Annotated in this window: 22 protein-coding genes; 18 read left to right on the top strand and 4 right to left on the bottom strand. The window is 38.5% G+C overall.

Features of this window, described 5'->3' with window-relative positions; translation table 11 throughout:
- Nucleotides 1-256: 256 nt before the first annotated feature.
- From dinG to speB, 6 genes are all read left to right on the top strand, one after another.
- Entirely contained in the window at nt 257-3,031 is a 2,775-nt protein-coding gene (dinG, locus tag ACIQ2D_RS00585; protein ID WP_402857822.1) for an ATP-dependent DNA helicase DinG, read from the top strand.
- Between the two features lie 885 nt (nt 3,032-3,916).
- Nucleotides 3,917-5,092, top strand: coding sequence for a methionine adenosyltransferase (metK, locus tag ACIQ2D_RS00580; protein ID WP_402857819.1), 1,176 nt, complete (start codon nt 3,917-3,919; stop codon nt 5,090-5,092).
- The gene (locus tag ACIQ2D_RS00575) at nt 5,092-6,588 is read left to right on the top strand and encodes an aminotransferase class I/II-fold pyridoxal phosphate-dependent enzyme (protein ID WP_402857816.1); all 1,497 of its coding nucleotides are present in this window, start codon (nt 5,092-5,094) and stop codon (nt 6,586-6,588) included. The genes metK and ACIQ2D_RS00575 overlap by 1 nt, the downstream gene beginning before the upstream one ends.
- Nucleotides 6,585-7,019 (top strand): adenosylmethionine decarboxylase, encoded by a 435-nt coding sequence (speD, locus tag ACIQ2D_RS00570; RefSeq protein ID WP_402857813.1) that lies wholly within the window; start codon nt 6,585-6,587, stop codon nt 7,017-7,019. Before ACIQ2D_RS00575 ends, speD begins: the two co-directional genes overlap by 4 nt.
- The gene (speE, locus tag ACIQ2D_RS00565; RefSeq protein ID WP_402857810.1) at nt 7,019-7,873 is read left to right on the top strand and encodes a polyamine aminopropyltransferase; all 855 of its coding nucleotides are present in this window, start codon (nt 7,019-7,021) and stop codon (nt 7,871-7,873) included. The genes speD and speE overlap by 1 nt, the downstream gene beginning before the upstream one ends.
- Nucleotides 7,866-8,723, top strand: a complete 858-nt coding sequence (gene speB / locus ACIQ2D_RS00560; RefSeq protein ID WP_402859166.1) for an agmatinase — start codon at nt 7,866-7,868, stop codon at nt 8,721-8,723. The genes speE and speB overlap by 8 nt, the downstream gene beginning before the upstream one ends.
- Before the next feature lie 331 nt (nt 8,724-9,054).
- Here speB and ahpF read toward each other — a convergent pair whose 3' ends face one another.
- Nucleotides 9,055-10,584: an alkyl hydroperoxide reductase subunit F gene (ahpF, locus tag ACIQ2D_RS00555; RefSeq protein ID WP_402857807.1), complete on the bottom strand. Its 1,530-nt coding sequence runs from the start codon at nt 10,582-10,584 to the stop codon at nt 9,055-9,057.
- Between the two features lie 12 nt (nt 10,585-10,596).
- On the bottom strand, nt 10,597-11,166 hold the full coding sequence (gene ahpC / locus ACIQ2D_RS00550) for an alkyl hydroperoxide reductase subunit C (RefSeq protein WP_402857804.1): 570 nt from the start codon (nt 11,164-11,166) through the stop codon (nt 10,597-10,599).
- Nucleotides 11,167-11,849: 683 nt separating this feature from the next.
- Between ahpC and ACIQ2D_RS00545 the strand changes: the two genes are divergently transcribed.
- From ACIQ2D_RS00545 to ACIQ2D_RS00505, 9 genes are read left to right on the top strand one after another with little or no spacing between them, the layout of a single operon-like run.
- Nucleotides 11,850-13,673: a BglG family transcription antiterminator gene (locus ACIQ2D_RS00545; protein ID WP_402857801.1), complete on the top strand. Its 1,824-nt coding sequence runs from the start codon at nt 11,850-11,852 to the stop codon at nt 13,671-13,673.
- Nucleotides 13,674-13,683: 10 nt separating this feature from the next.
- Entirely contained in the window at nt 13,684-14,820 is a 1,137-nt protein-coding gene (locus tag ACIQ2D_RS00540) for an amidohydrolase/deacetylase family metallohydrolase (protein WP_402857798.1), read from the top strand.
- Nucleotides 14,798-15,133 (top strand): hypothetical protein, encoded by a 336-nt coding sequence (locus ACIQ2D_RS00535; RefSeq protein ID WP_402857795.1) that lies wholly within the window; start codon nt 14,798-14,800, stop codon nt 15,131-15,133. Before ACIQ2D_RS00540 ends, ACIQ2D_RS00535 begins: the two co-directional genes overlap by 23 nt.
- A gap of 19 nt (nt 15,134-15,152) precedes the next feature.
- Complete coding sequence (locus ACIQ2D_RS00530; RefSeq protein WP_402859163.1) at nt 15,153-15,512, top strand: SFCGS family glycine-rich protein; 360 nt, start codon at nt 15,153-15,155, stop codon at nt 15,510-15,512.
- Between the two features lie 4 nt (nt 15,513-15,516).
- The gene (locus tag ACIQ2D_RS00525; RefSeq protein WP_402857792.1) at nt 15,517-15,867 is read left to right on the top strand and encodes a DUF4312 family protein; all 351 of its coding nucleotides are present in this window, start codon (nt 15,517-15,519) and stop codon (nt 15,865-15,867) included.
- 14 nt (nt 15,868-15,881) lie between these two features.
- Complete coding sequence (locus ACIQ2D_RS00520; protein ID WP_402857789.1) at nt 15,882-16,667, top strand: DUF4311 domain-containing protein; 786 nt, start codon at nt 15,882-15,884, stop codon at nt 16,665-16,667.
- Nucleotides 16,668-17,327, top strand: a complete 660-nt coding sequence (locus ACIQ2D_RS00515; protein ID WP_402857786.1) for a DUF4310 family protein — start codon at nt 16,668-16,670, stop codon at nt 17,325-17,327. It begins immediately after the preceding gene.
- A 10-nt stretch (nt 17,328-17,337) separates the two neighbouring features.
- Complete coding sequence (locus ACIQ2D_RS00510; RefSeq protein ID WP_402857783.1) at nt 17,338-18,447, top strand: DgaE family pyridoxal phosphate-dependent ammonia lyase; 1,110 nt, start codon at nt 17,338-17,340, stop codon at nt 18,445-18,447.
- The gene (locus ACIQ2D_RS00505; RefSeq protein WP_402857780.1) at nt 18,447-19,166 is read left to right on the top strand and encodes a KDGP aldolase; all 720 of its coding nucleotides are present in this window, start codon (nt 18,447-18,449) and stop codon (nt 19,164-19,166) included. Before ACIQ2D_RS00510 ends, ACIQ2D_RS00505 begins: the two co-directional genes overlap by 1 nt.
- Nucleotides 19,167-19,440: 274 nt before the next feature.
- Here ACIQ2D_RS00505 and ACIQ2D_RS00500 read toward each other — a convergent pair whose 3' ends face one another.
- A complete protein-coding gene (locus ACIQ2D_RS00500; protein WP_402857777.1) occupies nt 19,441-19,767 on the bottom strand; it encodes a BRCT domain-containing protein in 327 nt (108 codons plus the stop codon).
- 316 nt (nt 19,768-20,083) lie between these two features.
- Here ACIQ2D_RS00500 and ACIQ2D_RS00495 point away from each other — a divergent pair, with 316 nt between their 5' ends.
- The 3 genes from ACIQ2D_RS00495 (at nt 20,084) to ACIQ2D_RS00485 (ending at nt 23,231) form a co-directional block, all read left to right on the top strand.
- A complete protein-coding gene (locus tag ACIQ2D_RS00495) occupies nt 20,084-21,055 on the top strand; it encodes a hypothetical protein (RefSeq protein ID WP_402857774.1) in 972 nt (323 codons plus the stop codon).
- A 529-nt stretch (nt 21,056-21,584) separates the two neighbouring features.
- Nucleotides 21,585-22,856, top strand: a complete 1,272-nt coding sequence (locus tag ACIQ2D_RS00490; protein ID WP_402857771.1) for an OFA family MFS transporter — start codon at nt 21,585-21,587, stop codon at nt 22,854-22,856.
- A 219-nt stretch (nt 22,857-23,075) separates the two neighbouring features.
- Nucleotides 23,076-23,231, top strand: coding sequence for a hypothetical protein (locus ACIQ2D_RS00485; RefSeq protein ID WP_402857768.1), 156 nt, complete (start codon nt 23,076-23,078; stop codon nt 23,229-23,231).
- A 150-nt stretch (nt 23,232-23,381) separates the two neighbouring features.
- On the opposite strand, the gene ACIQ2D_RS00480 is transcribed toward ACIQ2D_RS00485, so the two are convergent.
- Nucleotides 23,382-24,902, bottom strand: coding sequence for a CoA-acylating methylmalonate-semialdehyde dehydrogenase (locus tag ACIQ2D_RS00480; RefSeq protein ID WP_402857766.1), 1,521 nt, complete (start codon nt 24,900-24,902; stop codon nt 23,382-23,384).
- Between the last annotated feature and the right edge of the window lie 165 nt (nt 24,903-25,067).

Raw genomic sequence — 25,067 nt, 5'->3', positions numbered from 1 at the left:
GAAGTCGCTCAAGTTTGGATGAGGGTCGCTCAACATGGAGGGGAAGTCGCTCAAGTTTGGCTGAGGGTCGCTCAACATGGAGGGGAAGTCGCTCAAGTTTGGGTGTGAGTCGCTCAACAAGGTGAAAAGATCACCCAACCCGACCACGAATCACTCCCCTCAACATATAAAACCTCGTAAAATGGCAGAAGCATGACCGATGAGCCGTATTTATGATAAAATTCATCTATACAAATGTGAACTGTGAGTTGAGATGATGATGGAAAGTCAAAAGTATGCAATTGTAGATTTGGAGACTACCGGTCATTCGCCTGCAAATGGTGACCGGATGATTCAAATTGCAATTGTTATTATGAAGGATTGGGAAATTGAGCGTACTTATACGAAGTTTATTCATCCGGGGAAAGCAATTCCGTCCTTTATTCAAGATTTAACGCATATTACGGATGATGACGTCAAGGATGCTTTGCCGTTTGAGGCACATGCTGATTACATATATGAACTAATTGCCGATTGTATTTTCGTCGCGCATAATACGGATTTTGACTTATCCTTTTTACAAGCAGAATTCAAACGAGCGGGTTTACCGAAGTGGCAGGGCAAAAGTATGGATACGGTCGAGCTGGCAAAGATTTTGTATCCAATGTCCCTAAGTTTTAAGTTGGGCGATTTAGCAGCGGATTTGAACATCGAGTTAAAAAATGCACACAGAGCCGACGATGATGCTCGCGCGACAGCTGAACTGTTCAAAAATTGCTGGAAAGAGTTACTGAACCTACCGCAATTAACACTCGAGCAAATGCACAAACGTTCGTTTCGTTTGAAATCCAATTTGTCACAACTCTTTTTCGAGGCACTACAAATTAAACGCCAACATGTTACTACAAATGAAAATGTTACGTACCACCGCAATTTTGCCATAGGTGATGGTCGAAAAAATCATACAAACAATCCTGATTTGGCTCCTTATCCACAAACAGCAGCCGACAAGGAAGCCCTCATGGCAAAATCGATGAAAAACTTTGAGCAACGTCCGGCGCAATTTGCGATGATGGACGCCATTTGGCAAGCACTAAACAAAAAAGAAGAATGCGTGATCGAGGCATCAACAGGTATCGGCAAAACAGTTGGTTATTTACTGCCAGCCATTTTGTATGCACGAGCGCATAACAAGAAAATCGCAATTAGCACATACACAGCTCATTTACAGGAACAACTTGTGGATGATGAGCTACCAAAAGTAGAAAAAATTCTCGGCACTAAAGTCAATATCGCAGTGTTAAAAGGTATGCATCATTATATCGACTTGTCACGATTTGAGCAATGTATCGCATATGGAGAAGAATCTTACGATGAAACGTTTACCATTTTACAACTACTCGTATGGCTTACAAAAACTGAAACCGGCGTATTGAGTGAACTCAATGTTTCTGGCGGTGGGCAGTTATTTTTAGATAAAATCAGAAAAATGCCTGACGAAAAACCGGCGAGAGGTTTTGACTTCTACGAACAAGCATTAAAACAGAGCGAAACTGCCGACTGCATCGTGACGAATCATTCAATGCTGCTTAGTGATTTAGTGCGTCAAACACCGATTTTCACACAAATTGATGGCTGGATTATCGATGAGGCCCATCAATTTATCCAAGCGGCTATGCAACAGGATGAAACAGTCCTATCCTATACGCAGTGGAAATATGTATTCGGCCAAATTGGCACAATGGAAGAATCTGCACTGTTCCAGCAGTTTAGCCAAGCAGCAAAGAAAAAACATCGTGTTCCTATGAAAAATCTACAACGTCTCGACGAGCAATTTATGCGCCTACAACGAATTTTTGATGAAACGATTCATCATGTCGTACAAAAAATGCAGCAATACTTCAAAGGGAAGCAAACGGTTGGGAGTAAACGTACACTCTTCTTAGAAGAATTACAACTGGCAAAAGAGCCGTTTATCCGTGTCAGCAAACTCCTACAACAGTGGGTTGATCTTGCTGAAGAAGCAGGTCGCTCTTTTGAAAACGACATCGAGCAACTCGACAAAAATGAGAAATTTATATTGTCAGAATGGCACTATTGGATTCGGGAAATAAAGTTAAAAATCACAGATTGGGAAGAAATATTCCTATCGCCACAAGAAGATAACTCCGTATGGCTTGAAATTGATCGACGCAGTGTGCCAGGGAGTTTGCACATCTTTAAAAAGCCTATCAATGTTACACCGGTTATTGAGAAAGTACTCGCGCCACTACGTTCACAAGCAAGCATCGTATGGACGTCAGGCACGATGACCGTACCGGGCAATGAACACTTTATCACGCGTCAACTGGGCATTCATGACAACATAAACGTACTGCAACTTCAGGCACCATCAGCCTATTATGCTGGGGCAAAGGCGTTTATTGTCACAGATATGCCTGACATCCAGCAGGTGACTCAAGCTGAGTATATCGAAGCGGTCGCATTAGCAATTACGCGGACTGTAAGAATGACAGAGGGACGCTGCTTTGTACTCTTCACCGCACAGGATATGCTACGAAAAACGGTCGAGCTTATTCAAGACAGTGAGCTTCTTGACGATTATATGCTCTTTGCACAAGGTGTTACAGGCGGTAGCCGCATGCGTATCCTAAAATCATTCCAAAAATTTAGCAATGCTGTTCTCTTTGGTACAAATAGTTTTTGGGAAGGAGTAGACGTACCTGGTGATGCACTCGCATCCGTTATTGTCGTACGCTTACCATTCTCTTCACCGGAAGAACCGGTATTCAAAGCACGTGCCAAGCATTTAACTGAGCAAGGTCGAAACTCGTTCAACGAGCTATCTCTACCAGAAGCCATTATGCGCTTCAAGCAAGGCTTTGGACGATTGATCCGTTCATCACAGGACAAAGGCGCCTTTATTGTCCTGGATCGTCGTATTACCACGAAATCTTATGGTAAGGAATTTATCAAAGCCCTGCCTCCGATTGATGTAAAAAAACTACAATTGCCAGAATTGCTGAAGGAATTGAGTAATTGGCAGAAATAAATGAAATCCCTCTAGGTCGGAATTTACGACTTAGGGGGATTTTTGGTGTGTCAGTATGGACGTAGGGGAAGTTCCGAGTTACGAAGAAAGATATGGTGGGCGGTAAATCTCCAGTCTGGGGAAAACGAACTTCATAGAATGAGTAGAGTGTGCTAACGGTTATTAAGAATAAAGATAGCGATTGCCTAGTTGGCGTGTGAATTATTATCATCACGAATGACCTTAATAGAATCCTCTACGTGTGATTTTTCTAAGTTCCAAGACTCATGTTTTAAATCAAAATATCGTCATAATCTTTTGGGAAAATGGCCAAAAATAATATTCTGAATTATAGAAATTTAAATAATTTATATAAATATAAGACTCTAAAAATTCCTATATCTTCATTGCAAATCTAAAATTTTATTTGCTTACAATATGTTATTTTGACACATCTATTAACAAATTTAATAGGAGTTCATTCTATTATTATTAAAGAACCTCTAAGTGGATTTTTATACCTTTTTCATAATAAATATTCATTGTTTGTAAAATGTTAAACTTAGCATTTTCATGTGATAAAGTGTATATGATTTAATTTTCATAGCGATTAATCACAAAAAAATATTAAAAAATAAATTGACACTCAATTATTTATGACTTAATATGAGTCTCAGCATAATAATATAGCTCTTATTAATAACCGTTGAGACGAGGGGTCGAAGATACGGTGGCCAAACAATTTAGTTCAAATTGAATTAAATCCAGTGGGCCGAACCTGAGCACAAAATTTACTTTTGTGAACAATAAGAGGAACAGCAGCTGATAGTAATCGAAGCTTTCCTTAAATTGGGTGAGCTTTTTTTTTATGCCCTAAATCTATGAATTTGTTAGGAGCAGTGAAAATTGTCAGAAAAAGTATTATTCACATCGGAGTCTGTTTCGGAAGGACATCCAGATAAAATTGCAGACCAAATTTCAGATGCAGTGTTAGACGCAGCACTATCACAAGATCCACTATCACGTGTGGCATGTGAAGTATTCACAACTACAAACACGGTAATTGTTGGTGGAGAGATCACAACAAAAGCAGAACTAGATTTCGAAAAAATCGCCCGTGATACCCTAATCGGCATTGGTTACACAGATGATAAGTTCGGTATTGATGGTCATACCTGCAATGTACAAGTGTTAGTACACACACAATCTCCTGATATCGCAATGGGTGTTGATGCTTCAAGCGATACAAAAGAAGTTGGTGCAGGTGACCAAGGGATTATGTTCGGTTTTGCGACGAATGAAACTGAAAACTATATGCCATTAGCAATTGAAATGGCGCATATGCTTGTAAAACGTGCAACTGAGCTACGTAAAAATGGTCAATTCAAATGGGCTCGCCCAGACATGAAATCACAAGTAACAATTGATTATACAAATAGTATGCAACCTAAAATTGATACTGTTTTAATGTCAATACAGCATGATGATGATTTTGACCAAGTAGATTTCGTTGAGTACGTTACAGAAAATATTATTAAAGCTGTTGCGAAGCAATTTGGAATGAATGATGACTTCCGTATTTTAATTAATCCAACTGGTCGTTTCGTAGTAGGCGGACCACACGGAGATGCTGGTTTAACAGGACGTAAGATTATTGTTGATACTTATGGCGGGGCAGCTCGTCATGGTGGTGGCGCATTCTCTGGTAAAGACTGCACAAAAGTTGACCGTTCAGCGGCTTACGCAGCGCGTTACGTTGCGAAAAATATTGTTGCAGCGGGCTTAGCAGATAAATGTGAAATTCAATTATCATATGCGATTGGTGTAAGTGAACCGATTAGTATCGCTTTAGAAACATTTGGTACAGAAAAAGTAGCGAAAGATGAAATTCTAGAAGCGATTCGTCAATTATTCGACTTAACGCCAACCGGCATTATCAACATGCTAGATCTACGTAAACCACAATATCAACAAGTTGCGGCTTATGGTCACTTGGGACGAAGTGATGTAAACGTATCTTGGGAAAAAACAGATAAAGTTTCGGAATTAGAGCAACTATTAGCAGTTGCGATGGGACAATAATGCAAAGCGTGCAGAATCGAGTGGCTACTGAGGAGTTTTTAGTCACTCAAGATCGCATGCCGTTATTTGAAGCTTTAGTTAACTATGCTAAACAAGACGTTACGCCGTTTGATGTACCTGGACATAAGATGGGGCTAGAAACAAACCCTTTAAAATGGGTGCTAGGAGAAATGACGCTAAGAATGGATGTAAACTCGATGAAGGAGCTTGATCTATTAAGTCATCCGGAGTCAGTTATTAAAGAAGCCCAGCAATTAGCTGCAGAAGCTTTTCATGTAGACCATGCTTACTTTTTAGTAAATGGAACAAGTGTCGGAATTTTAGCGATGATTTTAGCAACATGTAAACCAGGAGATACATTAATCGTACCTCGTAACTGCCATAAATCAGTGATGAACGGCATTATATTAAGTGGCGCAAAACCAGTATTTATCCAACCAGAAGTTGATCAACATTTTGGGATTGCACATGGCATTTCCGTTGAAAATGTAAAATTGGCACTTGCAGAAAATCCACAAGCGAAAACATTGCTTGTGACGTATCCAACCTATTTTGGTTCGATGAATACACTCGAAGAAATATGCAAGATTGCGCATGAGGAAAACGTAACAGTACTTGTAGATAGTGCCCACGGAGCGCATTTAACATTTTTACCCGATGCAAACGATGCGATACGTGCTGGTGCAGATGCAGTAACGATTAGTATGCATAAAACGGGTGGTTCATTAACGCAAAGTTCGCTTCTTCTACTAAAAGAACAACGAATCGATTCGAAGCATTTGCAAAAAGTATTAAATATGCTTCAAACGACCAGTGCCAATTATTTATTAATGAGTTCTTTAGATGTAGCAAGACGGGATTTAGCATTGTTTGGACAGCAACGTTTTAGCACATTAAAGCCCATAGTTGATGCGGCGATTGATGAAATTGAAAACAATTCAAGCTATGAAGTACTAAAAGCTGAGTACGTACAACAAAATTTCAAGCAATCGTATGATTGGACGAAACTTGTTATTCGTGTAAACGATATTGGTTTAACTGGTTTTGAAGTTTACACAATATTGAAACAACAGTATGGCATTCAATTAGAACTTGCTGAAGGATATGTCATAATGGCAGTTATAAGTCATGTTGATACGAGTGAAACAATCGGTAAATTAGTACAGGCATTAAAACAAATAGAACTTAAACACGCAAAAAAAGATGCAATTCAGTCACCTCATGTGACAGCGAATCAAATAAATAGTTTAGCTATGACGCCCCAACAGGCGTGTAATGCAGAAACAGAAACAATTTCAATTTATAAAGCAGTAGGTCGAATCAGTGCAGATTCGTTAATGATATATCCACCAGGAATACCATTAATAATCCCCGGAGAGGTTATTTCAGAGGACGTAGTAGAATTATATGACTTCTATTTTCTTAATCTTGGGAATGTTCTGATCGAAACAAAAGAAAAAAATCACATCACGGTCGTAAGGGAGACAAATAAATGAGCATTGAATTATCAACATTAGGTAGACACGTATTAATCGAATTTTATGGTTGTCCAAGTGAAATTATTGAGCAAAACGCTTTAATCGAGCAGTTTATGAATGAAGCGGCAGATTATTCTGGGGCAACAATTGTAGAATCGTGCTTCCACCATTTCAATCCTTATGGCGTTTCAGGTGCAGTCATTATTGCTGAATCACATTTAACGATTCACACTTGGCCAGAATACGGATTTGCATCTGTAGATGTTTACACTTGTGGTGATTCAGTAAGCCCTTGGAAAGCTGCAGAATATTTAGAGCAAAAACTACAAGCGAAAAAGACAGAATCATTTGAAGTACCTCGTGGAATGGCAGATAAAATCCGCCAATTTGCAGAACAAGAAATTGATGCAATTTTAGTGAAACAAGAAGTATTAGAGGGCGTGATTTAATGAAATGGTATACAGAGCAATGGAGCGATCACTGTAAATTTTCAATCGGATATAACGAAGAAATTCATAGTGAACAATCTCCGTTTCAAAAAATAGATTTTTATAAAGGTGAAGAGTTTGGTACGTTCTTTACTTTAGACGGATTGATGATGGTCAATGAAAAAGATGAGTTTGTTTATCACGATATGATCACGCACCCAGCATTCGCTACCAACCCAGCTATTAAAAAAGTATTAATTATCGGCGGTGGTGATGGGGGTACTGCTCGTGAAGTACTACGTTACAAATCAGTAGAAAAAGTAGTAATGGTAGAAATCGATGAGTTAGTATTCCGTTTAAGCCAAAAATATCTTCCAATTACAGCAGCAGGTGTTGAAGAAGATCCACGTATGGAAATGATTTTCGATGATGGCTTAGCTTACGTGCAAAATGCAGCGGATCAATCATTTGATTTAATATTAGTAGATTCGACGGATCCTATTTCGGTAGGTGAAGGGTTATTTACAACAGCTTTCTATAAAGAATGCTACCGTGTATTAAATGACAAAGGGATTCTAATTAACCAACACGAATCACCATACTTCACTGAGTATGCAGAAAACATGCGTAAAGCACATAAAAAAATTAAGGGTATTTTCCCAATCGCAAGCGTCTATCAATTCCATATGCCAACATATCCATCAGGACACTGGCTATTTGGATTTGCGTCAAAAGCATTGCACCCAATTAAAGATATCCAAGTTGATGCTTGGGACAAATTTGGTCTGAAAACGAAATATTACAATACAGATTTACATGTTGGTTCATTCGCACTTCCTACATTTGTAAAGGAGGCGCTTGATCGTGATGAATAAACCTTTAAACGTTAGTACTTTTATTGGCTGTGAAAGTGACTATTCTAATTCAGAAATCGTATTATTCGGTATTCCTTTCGACGGAACAACTAGTTTTCGTCCAGGAACTCGCTTTGCAATGCAAGCAATTCGTCCGGATTCATATGGATTAGAAACATACTCTGCATATTTAAAGAAGGATCTTGAAAATAGTGCGATTTACGACGGCGGCGATTTAGAAATGCCATTAGGAAATACGCAAAAAGCGATGGATACGATTTTAGAATATACACGTGGCTTAGTTCAAGATAATAAAAAATTCTTAATGGTTGGTGGCGAGCATTTAGTCAGTTTCCCAACAATCCAAGCAGCATATGAACAATATCCAGATTTACACGTCATTCATATCGATGCCCATACAGATTTACGCGATGAATTTTTAGGCGAAAAACTTTCACACGCAGCAGTTATTCGTCGCTGTCATAATTTCTTAGGAGACGGACGCATTTTCCAATTTGGTATTCGTTCTGGTACTGAACAAGAATTTGAATGGGCAAAAGAACATACGTATTTAGAGCCATTCTATTTAAATACATTAAAAGATATCGTTGAGAAACTTCGTGATGTACCAGTTTACATTACAATTGACTTAGACGTTTTAGATCCAAGTGTTCTACCAGGTACAGGAACTCCTGAGCCAGGCGGCATTACGTACCGGGAATTATTAGAAGCAATCGGGCACTTCCAAACATTAAATAATATTGTTGCAGCGGATGTGGTAGAATTATCTCCCCAATACGATCCATCTGGAGCATCAACAGCAGTAGCATGTAAAACAATTCGTGAAATGCTGCTGACTTTAGCTAAGTAGGTATAAATAACCGAACGTTCGAAGTGATAAACTTTGAATGTGCATCTAGTAATGTTGTTGGCGATTGACGAAAAAAAACTACAACTACCTGAATTGCTGAAAAAAATGAGTAATTGGCAGAAATAATTGAAATCCCCCTAGGTCGGAATTTGTGACTTAGGGGGATTTACTTGTTGGGATATTATAGGGGATAAGAGCGTGCATTTTCTCAAATATGCTTTTGAAGGAAAATTATAAAGAAAAAGGACTGTTGAAAATTACTTTTCAACAGTCCTTCACTAACCAAGTACAATAAAATGGTAGTTTAATTTATTCGTTTTGGTAGTTTATTTTAATTTCGGATTAGATAATCAAATGCACCTAAAGATGCAGTAGCACCAGATCCCATTGAAATAATGATTTGCTTATACGGGCTGTTCGTGCAGTCTCCAGCAGCAAATACGCCAGGGATATTCGTTGCCCCGTGTTTATTTACAATGATCTCACCGAATTTAGTACGTTCAACAGTATCACCTAACCAGTCAGTATTAGGTACTAGACCGATTTGAACAAATATTCCGGCAAGCTCAATGTGCTTAGCTTCTCCTGTTTCACGCTCAACATAAGTAACACCGTTTACTTTGTCAGTACCAGTAATTTCTTGAGTTTGAACATTTGTTAGAACCGTTACATTCGGCAGACTGTGTAGACGATCTTGTAATACAGAATCTGCTTTTAGCTCTGCATTAAATTCAAGAACGGTTACGTGCTTCACAATTCCTGCAAGGTCGATAGCTGCCTCAACGCCGGAATTTCCGCCGCCAATAACTGCTACGTCTTTACCAGCAAACAATGGACCATCACAGTGTGGGCAGTAAGCTACGCCTTTATTTTTAAACTCAGCTTCACCAGGCACACCAACATTACGCCAGCGAGCACCTGTTGAAAGGATAACAGTTTTGCTCTTTAGAACAGCACCGTTTTCTAGTTCAATTTCAATAAGGTCTTTCTTTTCTAAACGTTTAGCACGCTGTAAATTCATGACATCAATGTCATACTCTTTTACATGCTCTTCAAGGTTTGCTGCGAGTTTAGGACCTTCAGTTGCTTTTACGCTAATAAAGTTTTCGATGCTCAAAGTGTCCATAATCTGACCGCCAAAGCGTTCAGCGACGATTCCTGTACGAATGCCTTTACGTGCTGCATAGATGGCAGCACTCGCTCCAGCTGGTCCGCCTCCAACAACTAGGACATCATATGGATCTTTGTTAGCAAACTCCGACGCATCTGTTGTATTGCCCATTTTAGCAAGGATTTCTTCAAGTGTCATACGACCGCTACCGAATGATTCACCATTAAGGAAAACAGTAGGTACGGCCATAATGTCTTTGGCTTCGACTTCTTCCTTAAATGCACCACCATCAATCATCGTATGTGAAATGTTAGGGTTTAGAACGCTCATAACGTTTAGAGCTTGTACAACATCAGGACAGTTATGACAACTTAAACTAATGTATGACTCAAAATGATATTTGCCTTCAATTTTTTTCACTTGATCGATGATTTTCTGATCAACCTTTGGAGCTCTTCCACTTACCTGAAGTAAAGCCAATACTAATGAAGTGAATTCGTGTCCAAGAGGAATACCCGCAAACGTTACGCCAGTTTCTTCGCCGATACGATTTACGCTAAAGCTAGGTGTTCTCTGTAATTCTGCTTTTTCTACTTTAATTCTAGATGACATAGTGGCTAATTCATCTACTAAAGCCAACATGTCACGAGAAACATCATCGGATCCTGCACTAACTTTGAGTAGCACATCGCCCTCCATCATTTGAAGATATTGGGCTAATTGTTCTTTAATTTCTGCATCAAGTATCATGGATTGGACTCCTTAAATTTTACCTACTAGATCAAGGCTTGGTTTAAGTGTAGAAGAACCTTCTTGCCATTTTGCTGGGCAAACTTCACCTGGATTGTTACGTACATATTGAGCTGCCTTAATTTTGTTTACAAGAATACTTGCATCACGGCCGATGCCGCCAGCGTTGATTTCAAGTGCTTGTACAACACCGTCTGGATCGATGATGAATGTTCCGCGATCTGCAAGACCTGCTTCTTCGTCTAATACATCGAAAATACGAGTGATTTTTTGTGAAGGGTCACCGATCATAATGTATTTAATTTTGCTAATAGCTTCTGAGTGATCGTGCCATGCTTTATGCGTAAAGTGTGTATCTGTTGATACAGAGAAAACTTCTACTCCAAGTTCTTTTAGCTCAGCGTATTGGTTTTGTAGGTCCTCAAGCTCAGTAGGGCAAACGAATGTAAAGTCTGCAGGGTAAAAACAAACAACACTCCATTGACCTTTCATGCTTTGTTCAGTAACCTCGATAAATTCGCCGCTGCCAGCATTGTAAGCAGAAGCTTTGAATGGTTGAATTTCTTTTCCGATTAGAGACATAATAAATCTCCTCCTAATTATGTTTTGTTCTTAGTTAGTTTGAGTATAAAGTCATAATTTTATAAGGGAAATAAAAATTGTTATTACATATAATCATTATTCCTTAATTAAAATGATTCTAATACAAAACCTATTATTATATAGAATTAATTTTATGTCAATAATTATACTAGGAAAATTATTGTTATGTATCTGTACTGGTACTTCAATAGATAGTGGGGCTATTCTTTTTGTATAGAAATAAGCTAAAGAAAATCATCCTCAAAAATTATTTGAATATCAATGCCAAGGTACAATTAGCAAAAAATAATAAAAAGAACGATGGAAATTATGCTCTTACAGATATGTTTTTTCTCAATTTAGTATTCATATTGAGATTGACGAGGCTCATCATAATCTCAAGTTAAGAATGATAGTATAAGAGAAAATGGTATTTTTTCTGATAATCTTGGTAGACAGAATACATAACCACATTTAGTGCACTCGATATGACTTATGGGTGTGCTTTTTTTATCTCCAAAAAATTTCCTCATATATGGGGAAGGAATCTTGTCTTTAAAATAGTGACTGAAAATTCGGAATGTCTAATATAATGTACGGATAAAAGTTATTTTTTGAAGCAACTATGTAGTACCACCTATCGGCTAAACTTTATGAAAGAAATAAGTTGAGGAGGTGAAAAATTGCTTACGGTTAGAGGGTTTCAACTATTAACGAAGCTTCTAGAAGCGGGGAGTCCTATGAACTTAAAGGATTTGTCCGAAGAATTTGAAGTTAGTAAACGAATGATTAAATACGACTTGGACGACGTGAAAAGTTGGCTTAGTAAGCAAGGCATTGAGGTGTTCTCACAGCCAACGAAAGGGATTTGGATTGAATGTGACAAGGGAAAACGGAAATCTATTATTCAAACATTGCCTGAAATTGAGCGAAATAATGTCTATCTGAATCAAGAGGCAAGGGTAGGGAAAATGATTATGTATATGCTTGTCGACATGGAGTATATAACGGCATCTACTTTTTCAGAGCGTCTTGATGTCAGTAGAAATACATCTTTGAACGATATTAAACAAGTTATTGAATACTTACAACCTTGGGGAATTGAGTTAGAAAGAAAGCATCGAACAGGCTATAGGCTTGTAGGAGAGGAACTTTCATTAAGATTACTATTTGAGCATTTGATCCATGCAAACTTAACGAATAGTGAAGTGTATAAAATTATGAGCTATGTGACGAATCGTGATACATCGGGTGAAGGACTGATGTTATTTACTGACATCCTACCTTATTATCAAATTGTTGAAAAACAGATGGTCAAGTTATTTTCTTCAGCAGCTAAACATGCGCTCCATGAATCTGATTTATTAAGAATTTTATTTAGACTAACGATCTCCATTACGCGCATGAATGCAGGATTTACAATGAGTGATTACCGTATTTTAACTAAACCAGAGCCAACAAATTTAACGGTGCAGCTAATGGAGAATGTCTACCAACAGTTGCAGTATCCGTTGCTTGAAGAGGAGTATCGCTATGTCTCGGGGGAAGTGGATAATAATCTCAATCAAATTGATCTTGTAAAGGTGACAAAAGAAATTATTCAATATGTGAGTGATGTTCAAGGCATCCATTATTATAAAGATCCAAAACTATATAATAATCTATTTGCCCATCTGTCGCTTCGTTTTCAAAAAGGTGAAATTAATTTCATAGAAATTAATCCCTTTACGAAAGAGTTGAAAAGGGATTACCTAGAACTGTTTTTAGTTATTCAGAAGGCTTGTCAATTGTATTTGACACATCAAAAAGTTTCGGTGCCAGATTCGTTTGTTTCGTTAATTGTTCTCCACTTTATCGTCTCTTTTGAAAAAAGGTTCAATCAGAAAGGGAAAATTCGCACTTTATATGTTTGTTCAACTGGAAGAGGTGTAGCACGGCTCATTAAAAATCGAGTGGAAAGAGAGATATTTGATATTGAAATAATCAAAAATTGCTCAATTATGGAGGTAGATGAGATTTGCAGTCGGGAAAAAGTCGATTTCATTATTAGTATTTTTCCAATTGAAATAGATATTCCTGTTGTAATTGTAGATCCGCTACCTAGTAAAAAGGATATTGAAGCAATTAATAAAAAGGTGAAAGAATTACTTTGCAATAACAGTTTTCAATATAACAACTCGGTAGAGAGCATTGAGGAGAAAATTAGTAGTAAAAATACGGAATTTATCAGTCAAGAAATAATCTTAAAAGGTTTTGAAATTAATCAAGAAATTCAGTTAGCCTTTGTAGACGAAATTGAAGTATCTAAGAGACAGGCACTGATGCTACACATCTATTTAATGGTACATCGTTGTTATTTCGATAAGCAATATGATAACTATGCTTATTCTAGTAGCCATTGTCATAGTGAAGAAAGGATTGTCAGGGTTAGGGAAATTTTAGATGCACATGAGCTCCGAGCACACGAAGCTGAGGTCATTGCTATTCTGCAATATTTAAGAAGTTAGGGGTGTTCCTATGGGAGAGGGAATCATCATTAAAAATGGTACTGTCATTGATCCTCAACAACAGATAATCGAGAGAAAAGAAATTGCTATACAAAATGGGGTTATTGTAGCACCTGAAAAGATGGATGATACAAATATAACTTATATAGATGCTGAAGGTTGCTATGTTTCACCTGGCTTTATCGATATACACGTTCATATTTTCACTGAGCAGACAGAACTTGGTATAGACGCAGATCTAATCGGTATTAAGCAAGGTGTGACAACGGTCGTTGACGCGGGCAGTACAGGTATCTCGAATTATAAAGACTTTAAAGAAAAGGTAGTAAAGCGAAGTCAAACAGAAGTGCTGTCATTTTTAAATATCTCACGAAAAGGCTTAACGAGCGGTCTTTCTGAACTTGCCAATCTAGAAGATTTAATGACGTTGGAGGAGGCAAGGGAGATTTTCAAAAATGAGCCAAGTATTGTCGGATTGAAGGCTCGGATGAGTGGATCTGTTGTCAAAGACAGTGATATTAAACCACTTGAACATGCTCGTAAACTAGCCGACCAATTAAACGTTCCAATAATGGTTCATATCGGTAATCCGCCACCCAACTTACAGGAGATTTTGCCGCTTTTGCGTAAAGGGGATATTGTGACGCATGCATTCCATGGTAAGAAATATGGGATTTTAAACGCACAGGGAACGCTTATTCCAGAGGCCTCAGCTGCTTTACAGCGAGGTGTATTATTTGATATTGGACATGGTACGTCGAGTTTTAGTTACGAAACATTGATAACATTTCGCAAGAGCTATGATGAACCATTTACGACAAGTACAGATTTATATAGTTTAAATTATCAGTATCCAGTTTGTAGTTTGATGACAACAATGACTAAGCTATTGGAGCTTGGGATGCCATTTATGGAGGTTGTGAGGTCAGTGACAGTGAGAGCCGCGCAGGCGCTAAGATTAAATGATAGAGGAACGCTCGCTTTAGGAACAAAAGCTGATATTACACTTTTTAAGAAAGTAGAAAGGCGCGCAATGCTAATAGACTCAGAGGGAAAAAAGCTAGAAGCAAAGCAAATTCTAACACCTTATATGGTATTGAGGGATGGAAAGGTAGTGTATCACGATGAAACAACAAAGCCCAAATGAGCAGGAGATAATCTGTAAAAACGTGGATCCCGATTTATGTAGAACTATTTTAAGTTATTCAAAAAGACTTTTCGTAGATAACAACATTGTTATGACAGATGTTCAATGGTTGTCATTTGTCTCACATGTTTCAGGAATGGTGTCTCGCTCAACCTTTAAGGAATCGATTCCACCGATTGACAAAGAGATATTTAGTGAAGTTTCAGAAGAATCCATTGCATTGGCAAGTGAAATATGTCGCCAAATAAACCATTTGCAAGATGATGAAAAGTATCTTTTATCGATCCATATTGAGACGGCAAAATTTAATTAAACAATAGGGGGTATTGAAGCTGAGTAAAATTATTGTTGTGATTGGTGATCGGTTGGGGAAGGGACAAAATGTAGGGAAAGGGGTGGAGGCGGCAGGTGGTAAGGCAATCGTTATTAGTGGAATGGCTGCCGATATGAAACTTGGTGACATGATGAATGAAGTAAAAGCGGACATGGGGATTTCTTTTTGTGGAAGTGGAGGAGCGGGAGCTATTACAGCACAAACAAAATATGGATACCCTGCCCGCTATGGTATGCGTTCTATCGACGAGGGGTTAACGGCCCTTAGGGAAGGAAAAATCGTGCTTGGTTTTGGTTTTAATGACTCCGAAGAATTAGGAAAAAGACTTACGGAAGAGTTCATAAAAATAAGGGGTTGATTTTATGAAAAATATTATTGAAACGACAGTCCGTATCGAGGGAAAGGGAGATTCGAAAGAGAAAGCACTCAATATTGCTTTAGGAAATATTCAGAGAAAAATCATGAAGGACTATAAAGAGAACATGATAATTCGTATTGAGCCTATCAATGTTGAAGTGATTGAGGCGAAGGAAACTTCGCATATAGAGCGCTTTCTATTTTTCTTTTTCCCGAGACAAAGAAGCAAATATTCAGTTGTATTAGATGTAGATATAAACTTATTTCTTTTGGATGTAGAAAAGATTAATTTTGAAAAAAATGAACAGGGAAACAGCTTGAAGGGTCAAGTATTGGGAAGCCACTTTTTGAAATAGAAGGGGGATGAATAATGGAAATACTCATCATTATTTTTAAGTCAATCATCATTGGCGGATTAGTAGGTTTTGGTGTGGGTGCTGGTGCAGCTCGGATGTTTCACGCACCAAAAGCGCAAGGAATGGGTGCATTTCGAACATTGGGAGAGTTAAATGCGTGTGCAGGGGATTCTGCATCACACTTTTCATTTGGTTTGGGTTTTTTCTTTAATGCATGGGCATCGTCAGTCGGCGCGGGTGCATTAACGCAAGATGTTGATCATCGGATTATTCCAAACTGGGCTGCTGCTGTATTAATGAGAAAAGGTAAACGTCCAGAGGATACATTGCATAATCCAAAAAAGATGGCCATTGCAGGTGCAATTATAGGTGTATTTGTTGTTACATTTTTAAATTCAACAGCCTCGGCAATTCCAGAATCATTGCAGGCTATTGCGCTAAAAGTATTAGTTCCAGCAGCGAATTTACTCATCAACCCCGTCATGCCGGTTATCTTTTGGCTAGCTGCTTTAGATTCGGGTAAACGATCTGGTATTTGGGGAACGATTTTTGGAGGAGCGGCACATCTAGTTATGGGAAATGCGGTTCCAGGTATCGTGCTCGGAATTTTAATCGGTAAAGGTGTAGATGATGGCGGCTGGAACAAGGTTACGAAGACATTATTGATTTCAGTTATTCTCCTATTTATTCTAAGTGGATTTTTCCGCGGGTTTGATATTCAGCTTATTCAAGGGTTTAATCTCCCTGTACCTGAATGGTTGATCGATCTACACAAATTAATCGGATATGAGGTGAAGTAAATGAGTGGACCAAGTGAAATTAATGTAAAAAACTTTTGGTATGCAGATTGGTCATTCCCTTTTTTAGTAGCATTATTGTCATCGGGTGTGTTTGCCGGAACCCATATGTTTTACGTTTATAAGATTGGGGCTTTTAATGATGTTGCAATTGTTGCGATGCTTGAAGTGGGATTACAAGGAGGTGGCTATGGAGTAGCCGCAGCGTTTGGAGCTAGTTTTCTATTTGCACGTGTTTTGGAGGGCTCTCTTGTCGGGATATTAGACATTGGTGGTGCCATTCAAACGGGGGTTGGAATTGGGATACCTGCTCTGTTGCTAGCCGCAGGAATGACCGCACCAATTGAAAATTTTGCGTTTTCTTTACTGACAGGAGCAATTTTAGGTATTGCAATTGGATACATCGTCATTTGGATTCGTAAACTTACAGTGGGGCAATCGAATTCCACTTTTGGCGCAGATGTAATGATGGGGGCGGGGAATGCATCCGGACGATTCTTAGGACCTCTAATTATTATTTCAGCTGCCTCTGCGTCTATTCCAATTGGTGTAGGTGCTGTAACTGGCGCAGCAATTTTCTATGCTTGGAAAAAACCAATTGTTGGTGGTGCTATTATAGGAGCAATGCTATTAGGAGCATTTTTCCCGATTTCATTAGACTGAGGTGGAAAAAATGTCTATTTTTGAACAGCTAGGTTTGTCACCTGTGATTAATGCAAGTGGAAAGATGACAGCGCTTGGTGCATCGGCAGTAAGTGAGGAAGTTGCACAAGCACTGAAAGAAGCATCACAAGATTATGTCAATATTGATGAAATGATGAAATTTGCAGGCACAGTTATTGCTGAAATTACAGGTGCTGAGGATGGTTGCCCGACAAATGGTGCTGCCGCAGGAATTGCCATTAGCACTGCCGCGATCATTGCAGGAGAAAATCTGACGTATATTGAAAGGTTACCTAATTCAGATGGATTGAAAAATCAAGTGATTATTCAAAAAGGGCAGCAAATCCATTTTGGTGCAAGCATTGCGCAAATGATCAGTTTGGGTGGGGGAAAAGTAGTAGAAGTCGGTCAGGCAAACAAAGTCGAAGCACAACATATTGAAGAGGCAATTAACGAACATACAGCTGCGCTCATATATATTAAATCACATCATGCTATTCAAAAAGGGATGCAACCGATTGAAACAATGATTGAAATCGCAGAAAAGCATCATATTCCTTTAATAATAGATGCTGCTGCAGAAGAAGATTTAAAAGAATATATTGCCATGGGTGCAGACCTCGTGATATATAGCGGTGGTAAAGCATTAGAAGGTCCAACATCGGGATTTATTTGTGGCAGAAAAGAATTAATAGAAGCATGCCGGAAGCAATATAAAGGAATTGGTCGTTCAATGAAGATTAGCAAAGAAGGTACGGCTGGTTTACTTGTTGCGCTAAAGCAATATGCCTACAAGGATAACGATGCAATGGGACAGCTTTCGAGGATGGAAAGGCTCTGTGAGGCGTTAAAGGATGTTCGAGGAGTAACATGCTCAGTCAAACGGGATGAGGCAGGTAGAGAAATTTACCGTGCAAATATCGAAGTGGACAGCAGGCAAGCTGGTATGACTGCTGGTGAATTGCTACATGCATTAGAAACAGGAAATCCAGCCATCTTTTTGCGCCATCACTATGTGAACATTGGTATCGTATCTGTTGACCCTAGACCTTTGCTGAAAGGGCAAGAGGACATTATTGCAGAAAACATCAAACGAATATTAGCTAAAGGAGCGAAGTAATGTACATTAACCATCAAGTCGTTTTTAACGTATTGGCGAAGGATCTAAAAAATGCCCAAGAACTTGTGGAAATTGCGAGAGATCGCGTTTTAGTCGGAGTGATGGTCAAGGATTTTCCAACAGAAGGGGCAGCTATTCAGCTCATTAAAGAGTTTAAAGAAAATAGTATCCCAGTGTCAGTTGGACTGGGGGCAGGTGATCCTACGATGTGGAGAAAAGTTGCTACTGTATCTGTAGCAACTTTACCTAATCATATTAATCAGATATTTCCAGCAACAGGTTATACACTTGGAAGAATGGAGCAATCTACAGGAAAAGCTCCTATGATTAACGCTTTAGTCGAACCAACAGGTATTCCTGGAAAGGTGTACATTGCCACAGGTCCAATTAGTTCAGCTTATCGCGAGTCAGTAACTTGTGAACTTGCTGCGGTGATGATTGCTGAATTAGGCATTCCTTCTGTAAAGTTTTACTCTATAGAAGGTGACAAGCGTTTGGATGAATTAGCAGCAATGACAAAGGCCGCATCTAAGGCAGGCATAAAAATCATTGAACCGACCGGGGGAATTACCCTCGACAATGTTCATAAGGTCGTACAAATATGTCTTGAAAACGGTGCAGAAATTGTTATTCCACATCTATATACATCAATAATTGATAAAGACACTGGCGAAACGAAGCCTTCTGTGCTGAAGCAATTGGTGGAGATGGTCTGGTGACACTGTCATATTAATAGATTAAAGGTATAACTAGAGAATTTATTGATGAAATTCCTAATGAATAAAAATTTCTTAGGCAATTAGCTGATGTGTTAAAAATAAAAACTTATTTAGATACATCACGGTGAAGCGTAACATAAGTAAATGTGTTTTTCCAAAATAGAATATGTGAAAAGGTATGCGAACAGAGTTGTTTCGCATACCTTTTTAGATGAGATGGGTTCCAAAATGGTGTTTGAATTTGAGGCAGTCCCACTTTGAAAGAAGATGTTAGCTATTTATTTTGCATAGAAATGAGCCAAATAAAATCATCTTCATCAATAATTTGTATGTCTAGGCCAAGGCTAATCAACTGCTCAGCTTTTAATTGTTTTGTACTTATCCCTCGACGTTTCTTCCCAAGAATTAAGAAATCGGTCTCTTTTGTAACAGCCCCTTGCATCATCCCACCATAAGCACGCACTTTTCTTGCAGCTTCTGAACGTGTCATCGTGGAGAGGGCCCCTGTAAAGACGATTTGTTTATTAGTAAATGGATGCATTAAACGTTCGGATGGATCGGATAGGAAGATGACTTCTGTGTTGTCTATATTATTGTTCATGTAGGATCTCCTTGATTGAATGGCAAGATTTCTCCCTCATTATAGGTGAGATTGATTGATTCGAGAAGCGGGAACCCGTATACCAAGGAATAACTTTCTCGACGTAGACTCGATGCTGCTAAATAGTACTTTTTCGTAAATATGTTACATAAAATTGATTGGCGAATTGCTGTAAATTCGACGCCTAACTGAAAATCTCATTATATAATAAACTAAATGATATTGTCGGGTTGTTAAGACAGCCTATTCAAGTTGTCTATTGTCCTTTTATTATGGTAAGTTAAGAAAGTTATTTTGCACCAACAGGAGGAAAAACATGAAAAAATGGTTTTACTTAGCTGGCTTAAGTGCCTTGTTATTAGTTGGATGTACAAACGAGGAGCAAGGGAAAGAAGCGGTTAATGAAACAGAAAAAATGGAACAAGAATATCAAGTAGAAGTAGTAGAAGAAAAGCAAGTGGTAAATGCAGAAACACTTACTTTAGAACAAGCAATGCAAATTGATGAAAATAATTTTTACAATTTTAAAGACAGCTTCTCTACGACGGGTCCTTATTATGGAGACGAATATTTAGAAGAAGATGAAACACGCCAAGATTTATTAAAGCGATTCCATACATTTGCAACAGATCAATTCTTTACGGAAGAATTTCTACAAGAATTTAAAGAAAGTTGTATATCTTGTGATAGGGCTTACCCATTCCCACAAGCGATTAGTAGTACAATCGATCCAACACTCACTATAGACTCAAATCAGCAATTTACTTTAACAGGGCAGATTCCTATTACTATTTTCACAAATGAAGGTATACTGTCAAAAACATTCGTGCTAGCAGGCGAGCAGTGGAAGTTAAATAGCACATCTTTTACCGTGACAAGGAATGCGGCTGATTTTAGTTCAGAGGATGAGAAGGAATATGTAGAACCGGAGAGGTCTAATAAAGCACTACAATTTGAAGAATCGCTGAATCAATTACAAGAAACATATAATGATATTCAAAGTAACCACTTGAAAAATAGCCAAGGCGATCAGGTAAATGCTACGAATGAAGTACTGCTAGATATACAGGATGTCATAGCAGAAATGGAAGCAACCATTGTCCCACATGATGACTATTATCAAGCGAACAAGGCGGTTTGGGACAATGATGTACAAAAAGCTATTGCGAATATCGAACAGGAAACAATGGGGGATTCAGGGCAGGAATTAGCCATGAAAAAAGTCGAACTAGAAATGCAATTATATCGCGCATTTAACATTTTATGGCGATATAATGAAGTATTGTAATTCACCATCACATAAAATACTAATACTCCTCAAAGATATGACTACAACATATCTTGGGGAGTTTTTTTGGATTGTAATCGTCAAAAAAGTAGATACCAATGATGGCGGTATCTACTTAAATCAAATGTCACTCCTACCTTTGAACAATCATGGGAAATTAAATCATCAGCAAGTGAGAAGACCATAACGAATAATGATATGGTTTTCCAGTTTTTGAATTATTTATTATGTCAATTTGTCTAATAATCATCATTTATAAACTACTTTAAATCCTGAAATCTCCAAAATGAATCAAATACTGTACTAAGTAGAAGAAAAACGTGTAGTTTTAAGATGTCTTCGATTTGCCTTCGTAGTATATAATTGGTTTACTGTGTTTGAAACCGAAAATACAGCAAAAAACTTATGTAACATGAAATTTATTATTAAATATCACCTTTTTGATGTTTGAAAACGAATTATATTTAAATTATTTTATTTAATGTTCGGTTATTGATTTGCGTGTTACATGGATTGAAGGTATTATTTAATGAGTAAATTAGAGAATAAATGGATGCGTGCGGTGTTACCGGCACTGTTAATTCATTGTAGTATTGGTACGGTTTATTGTTGGTCATTGTTCAAGGGGGATATTGCCAATTATATTGGGAAGCCGATCGGAGATGTGGAATGGGCGTTTAGTATTGCCATTTTTGTACTTGGTATGTCTGCTGCGTTTGGTGGGAAGTTTGTAGAAAAAGACGTGCATAAGTCTTCTTTGCTTTCAGCGATATTTTTTGTAGCAGGTATGGTTGGTACAGGTTACTTTATTTATCAAAAATCACTGCTTGGTATTTATATTTGTTATGGTGTGATTATGGGGATTGGGCTAGGGATTGGTTATTTAACGCCAGTAAAAACGTTAATGCTTTGGTTCTATAAGCAAAAAGGTTTAGCGACAGGTCTTGCCGTAGCTGGTTTTGGTCTTGCAAAAGTAATTGCGAGTCCTGCTATCGAAATGCTTCTAGGTCCAACGAATACAGATGGAACGTTAGTTGATCCAACAAATATTTATAAGATGTTTTATATTTTAGCAGCTGTGTATTTAGTGATGATGCTGATTGGTCATTGGCTTATTAAGAAACCAGCTGGCTGGGTTGAGGAAAGTGTACATACAGAAAGCTTTAATTATATGGCGGTTTTAAAAAATAAAACATTTATTGGAATTTGGCTAATGTTTTATATTAATATTACATGCGGATTGGCACTTATTTCACAAGAAAAAGGGATTCTCTATTTCATTGGATTTGGTGCTGTAGGTCTTGTAAGTTCGTTAACAGCTGTCTTTAATGCTGGTGGTCGTTTGTTCTTCGCAGCATGGGCGGATCGTTTAAATGACCGAAATACAATTTATAAAATCATTTTCATTTCAGCAATTGCATTAATAGGAATGACAATTGCGTTTGATGGCGTAAATAATTCAATGGCACTACTTATTATCGCTTTACTTTGTGTCATTAATGCAGGTTATGGCGGTGGCTTCTCGAACCTACCACCACTATTAGTAGATCGCTTTGGCATCCATAGCATTAGTACAGTGCATGGTTTAGCGTTATCAGCATGGGCTTTTGCAGGTTTATCAGGAAATCAGCTAAGTGCGTATATTCTAAAACAGACGGGATCATATGATGCTGTACTATATGTCATCTTAGGCCTTTATGTAATCGCAACAGTCATTAGTATGTGGGTTGTGAAACCAGAAAAGGTTCATTTAGAAAATAACAATTCGAATACACAAGGCGAGAAGTTGGTAGCTAACTAAAAAAGTTGATTGTAGCGGAGGGGGCATACCCGGGGACAGTGAGCATTCATAGCGGAAATCAATTTACCACTTTAATAGTAATCTTAAAAATTAGTTAATCAACATGCCTGTAATTATAAATGAAATTAATGGAAATATGGTAAAATAAAGAGGCAACTGTATATTGTGAGGGTGGTTGGTTGTCACGCTTCTTTCTGAGTCAGAAAGGAGGTGATAATTATGGAAACATTTCTTGAATTCTTTCGTGAGATTTTGAAGGGCATTATGCGAGAAATCGTTGCATTCTTCTTTCGAAAGAACGTTTTAGAACACAAGAAAACCACTCCTCGCCACGTAAAGCACCAGAGTGGTTCTCGCAAGAAAGATAATTTATAGACAACCACCACCTTTACGGTAGAAGTTGCATTTGAGAAGTGTTATGCGACACTTCTCTTTTTTTATTCTATGACTATTATACATAAATTAATCACTAAAATAAACTCTGGGTTAAGCTTATACAAGAATGTAGGCGCCTAATTTACATAGTTAGTCATTATTACTCGGAAAAGCAAATGTTGAATGGGATTCACTATTTTCTTCAAACCACTTCTCTGAAATTGTTTTTGTTTTTGTGAAGAAGCGGACTTGGTCTGGTCCAAACATATGCCCTTCACCGAATCTCGAGCGTTTCCAACCGGCAAAGTTATGGTAGCCGACAGGGATTGGAATTGGCACATTTACACCGACCATGCCAACTTCGATTTCAGTAGTGAATTTACGAGCAGCTGCACCATTATTTGTGAAGAGTGTGACACCATTACCTAGCTCATGGGCATTGATTAGGTCAATGGCTTCCTCTAATGAATCAACTCGGACTACGTTACGAACTGGGCCAAATACCTCTTGTTCATAAATTTCCATACCTGGTTTGACATTATCTAATAGTGTAGGGCCTAAGTAGAAGCCATTTGAGTTTTCCGTGATGTCTGGGTTACGGCCATCGCATACGAGTGTTGTACCTTCTTCTAGGCTACGTTCGATAAAGCCAATGATTGTGTCCTTGGATTGTTTGGTAATAACGGGTCCAAAATCAACCTCTGGATCCGTATATGGTCCAACTTTTAATTTTGAGATTTTATCAGCTAGAATTTTTACAAGGTTATTCGCTGTTTCTTCGCCAACAGGAATAACAGTAGAAATGGCCATACAGCGTTGAGAAGCGGCCCCGTAAGCAGCGCCTAAAAATGCGTTTGCGACTTGCTCTAAATCGGCATCCGGCATGACAACCATATTGTTTTTACCGCCACCTAAGGCTGTGACGCGTTTACCATGTTTAGCTCCTGTTGTATAAATGTAATCGGCAACTTGTGTTGAGCCTACAAACGAAATGGCTTCAACAGTTGGGTTTTCTAGTAATTCATTGACAGTATCCTTGCCGCCGTTGATGACTGTCCAAACGCCATCTGGTAATCCAGCTTCTTTCCACAGTTCCGATAAAAATAGTGCTGAACAAGGTACGCGCTCAGATGGTTTTAAGATAACAGAATTGCCGACTGCCACTGCCATACTAGTAATAGCTAGTGGCACCATCACAGGGAAGTTGAAAGGGGAAATCGCTGCAACAACGCCGAGTGGTGCTTTTGTTGAGTATGCATTGATGTGTCCACCAACATTTACAGAATACTCGCCTTTTAGGAGGTGGGGGGCATTGATGGCTAAGTCAACAGACTCTAATCCCCGCGTGATTTCTCCCCTAGCGTCTTCGATTGTTTTACCACTTTCTGTACATATCATGTCGATTAATTCATCCATATTTTCTGTCATCAATTGACGGAACTTCATGACAATTTCTACACGTTTGCCAACGGACAGCGCACGCCATGCTGGAAATGCGGCTTTAGCTGTTGCAATTGCTTCTTGCACTTCTTCTTTAGTAGCGATAGGGACACGTGCAATGACTGAACCTGAACTTGGGTTGAAGACATCTGAGAATTGGCCACTCTTTCCTGGTACGATTTCCCCATTAATGAAATGCCCCAGTTCTGTTACTTCTATATTGGTTACCATAAAATTAATTTCCCCCTTTAGTTTTCGGCTCTGTTAAATTATATTGTTGTTTTTGTGCGAAAATGGCTACGCTTTCCGCGGGCAGTAGCTGAGCCTCCTCGTCGCTATGCTCCTGTGGGGTCTCAGCTTTACTGCTATTCCCGCAGGAGTCTCCGCCATTTTCGC

It is taken from the genome of Lysinibacillus sp. NPDC097287 (assembly GCF_044761695.1).
Taxonomy (GTDB): domain Bacteria; phylum Bacillota; class Bacilli; order Bacillales_A; family Planococcaceae; genus Lysinibacillus.
Note: the sequence above shows the minus strand (reverse complement) of the source record. Positions and strands in the feature narration are given on the sequence as shown.